This is a genomic window from Rhizorhabdus argentea (assembly GCF_037861105.1).
GTDB lineage: Bacteria > Pseudomonadota > Alphaproteobacteria > Sphingomonadales > Sphingomonadaceae > Rhizorhabdus > Rhizorhabdus argentea.
In genome coordinates this window covers 1-3143 of record NZ_JBANFK010000051.1, presented here as the reverse complement: position 1 = coordinate 3143, position 3143 = coordinate 1, and the positions used below count along the sequence as shown (strand labels likewise).

Sequence of the window (3143 nt, the reverse complement as noted above, 5' to 3'; positions counted from 1 at the left end):
CGTAAGCATTCGGCGAGGGCCGCGGTGACGAGCGTCAGTCGTTTGCCGATTTCAGAATACGCTTTGCAGCGGCATTGCGGCGGGCGGCGATACGGCCGAGGGCGACCTCGATCGGGAATACGTCCAGTTCGTCAGGATCGTATTCGTCGAGCCAAGTGCTGATCTCGGCGTGATCGGGATGGGTTGGATCGGCTCTGGCCTCGAGCATCTCGTAAAAGCCGGGAATGCCACCGCAGTCTTCGGGCGGACAGTCGCGCTCCCCACCGATGAAGCGGGGATATGCGGTACCGGGATCACCGGGGCGCACATCGCTGACCATGAGCCGGTGCTCCCAGTTGTCCCCGAAGTCGTAGGTATAATCGATTGTGGTTGCGCATGGCGAGAGCACGTCACGCAGGCGCGTGCGCGCGGCTACCTTGCGCGGTGCCGTGCCCCAGTCCTCGTCCATCGGCAGGCCGTAGCGCTGCCCATCGACGGCAAATTCCCAAAGATGATAATCCAGCCATCCCATGGTGACCTGGACGATATCATGCAGCACCTTGAGGGTGATCGATGTGGGAACTTCGACCAAACGCCAGATCGGCGGATCGGAATCCTTGAGTTCGATGCGAAGGGTAGCGATCTCGGTGAAGCTGTCGATGGCGCGTCGCAAGGTCATGCCGCCTGCGATAGCACGCCCTGGCTCTTGCGCCAGTTCCAGGGAAGGAGGTCGCCGAGGCGTTTGGCGGGATGATCGGCGATGCGGGCAAGGACGTCGGCGAGCCATGCTTGCGGATCGACGTCGTTGAGCCGAGCGGACTGGATGAGCGTATAAAGTACGGCGGCGCGCTGACCGCCGCGATCGGAACCACAGAATAGCCAAGCTTTCCTGCCAAGGGGCACGCAGCGCAAGGCTCGCTCTGCTGCATTGTTCGAGATGCACACCCTGCCGTCATCGAGGAAGCGGCTGAATGCCGCCCAGCGGCGGAGCATGTAGTTGATGGCCTTCGCGAGATCGTGGCTGCGCGACAGCTTCGCGACCTGTTCAACCAACCAGGCGTGAAGCTCGGTGATCAACGGCGCGCTCAGTTGCTGGCGCAAGGCAACCCGCTCGGCCGGGCTCTTGCCATTGATGGCGCGCTCGATGTCGAACAGAGCGTCAATCTTCTGCACCGCCTCGAGCGCGATCGGGTAGATCGTGCCCGCCTGTTCGCCCCGGCTTTTCTTGCTGGCGGCAGCCGTCACGTCGGCAAGCACGAAGAATTTGCGACGTGCATGTGCGAAGCAGCCAGCTTCGAGCATGGGGCCGGGCTGGCGTGTCGGCGCATAAAGCTCGCCATAGCCGGCATAGGCGTCGGCTTGCAGTATCCCTGACCACGAAGCCAGGTGTGCTTGGGGATGTTCGCCCCGCCGGTCGCGCGAGTAGTGGAACAGAGCGGCAGGCGGATCGGCGCCGGCAAAGGGGCGGTCATCGCGCACGTAGACCCACAATCGGGCGATATCGGTCTTGGACTTGGCCATGACGGGCACGGTGGTGTCATCGCCATGCAACCGCTCGGCGGCAAGGACATGGGTCTCGATCAGCCGGTAGAGCGGCATCAGCGCGAAGGCAGCCGCGCCGACCTGGTCGGCGAGCGTCGACACGCTCAGCGGCACACCCTCGCGGGCGAAGCGCTCGGCCTGGCGGTTGAGCGGTTGGTGCTGCCCATACTTCTCGAACAGCAGCATGGCGAGGAAGCTCGGCCCCGCCCAGCCACGCGGCACGACATGGAATGGCGCCGGTGGCTGTGTGATCTTCTCGCAGTCCCGGCAGGAAAACTTCTCACGGACTGTCTGGATGACCTTCCACTGGCGCGGGATCACTTCCAGCGTTTCGGTCACGTCCTCGCCAAGCCTGGACAAGCGCGCGCCGCCGCACGCCGGACAGGAGCACGGCGCCGGGACGACGACGCGCTCGCGCGGCAGATGCTCGGGGAACGGCTTGCGCGCTGGCCGCTTGCGTTCGAATGCGGTAACGTTCGTGGCCTTCCGGACCGCCGCTTCGGCGGCCAGGTCGTCTTCGCCGGCATCGGCCTCGAGGTCTTCGAGCTGCAGCTCCATCTGCTCGAGCAGGCGGCGGGTAGGCTCCGCGCTGGGGCCGTATTGCTCGCGCTTCAACTTGGCGATCTGCAGCTTGAGGTGCGCGATCATCGCCTCGGTTGCGCTCGCCCGGGCCTGGGCGTTAGCAAGGCGCGCTTCTGCTTCATTGGCTCTCCGGGTCGCCGCTGACAGGAGCGCCTTGAGCGCTTCGACGTCGTCTGGCAGGAGCGAAACGGCGGTGTCCATGGCCGTGATGGAATCACAAAAGGCCGCCCGATTGAAGCGGAAAATGCGGGGCCGGACAGAAATCCGATGCTCTATCCGGCGCTCTGCGGACGCCAGGAATACTGCGGGTTCCGCCAGTCGATTCCGTCGAGCAGGCAAGCCAATTGTGAACTCGTCAGCGACAGTGCGCCGTCCTTGGCCGATGGCCAGATGAAGCGCCCCTTCTCAAGCCGGCGGGCATAAAGCGACATGCCGATCCCATCATGCCAGATGATTTTGAGCAGCGATCCTGCCCGTCCACGAAACACAAACAGATCACCGCCGTGGGGATTGCGGCCAAGCCCTTGCTGGACCTGTAGGGCGAGCCCCTGCATCCCCTTGCGCATGTCGGTGTGGCCCATCGCGATCCACACCCGCGCACCTGCAGGGATCACCGCAACGCCTTCAACGTCGCTGCCGCCAAAGCTGGTGATGCCGCAGCGAATATGCTCACACGTCCTACCCCAGGCAGGTCCAGCACAATCACCGGCGCCGCGGCCGAGGGCCCGCTTCCTTCATCCCCGACGACAACAGCCTCGGCGAAACCAGGGCGGGCAACAGGCTGGCACAGCTTGCGCCGCCACGTGTAGATCCGCGCCGTCGAAATATCGTGCTGCCTGGCAACATCCGCCACGCAAGCCCCAGGCGCACAGGCTTCCGCCAAAATTTGCAGCCGCTGCTCGTCACTCCAACGTCGCCGGCGTTCCGGCCCCGTCATCACCGTAATCTGACGCATCCACCGCTCCTGCGTGCGCTCCTGAGAGCGGACTTAAGAGCGGTCGCTCACCTGCCAGGCAAGGCGGGACCCGCCGGATGGATAC

Annotated in this window: 4 protein-coding genes; all 4 read right to left on the bottom strand. The window is 64.5% G+C overall.

Annotated elements, in window-relative coordinates; all coding sequences use genetic code 11:
- Positions 1-34: 34 nt before the first annotated feature.
- Positions 35-658 (bottom strand): plasmid pRiA4b ORF-3 family protein, encoded by a 624-nt coding sequence (locus AAC645_RS20285; RefSeq protein WP_340318393.1) that lies wholly within the window; start codon positions 656-658, stop codon positions 35-37.
- Positions 655-2304 (bottom strand): IS66 family transposase, encoded by a 1650-nt coding sequence (tnpC, locus tag AAC645_RS20280; protein ID WP_340318392.1) that lies wholly within the window; start codon positions 2302-2304, stop codon positions 655-657. The genes AAC645_RS20285 and tnpC overlap by 4 nt, the downstream gene beginning before the upstream one ends.
- Positions 2305-2375: 71 nt before the next feature.
- Positions 2376-2696, bottom strand: a complete 321-nt coding sequence (gene tnpB, locus AAC645_RS20275; RefSeq protein WP_340318391.1) for an IS66 family insertion sequence element accessory protein TnpB — start codon at positions 2694-2696, stop codon at positions 2376-2378.
- 17 nt (positions 2697-2713) lie between these two features.
- Complete coding sequence (tnpA, locus tag AAC645_RS20270) at positions 2714-3058, bottom strand: IS66-like element accessory protein TnpA (RefSeq protein ID WP_340318390.1); 345 nt, start codon at positions 3056-3058, stop codon at positions 2714-2716.
- Positions 3059-3143: the final 85 nt, after the last annotated feature.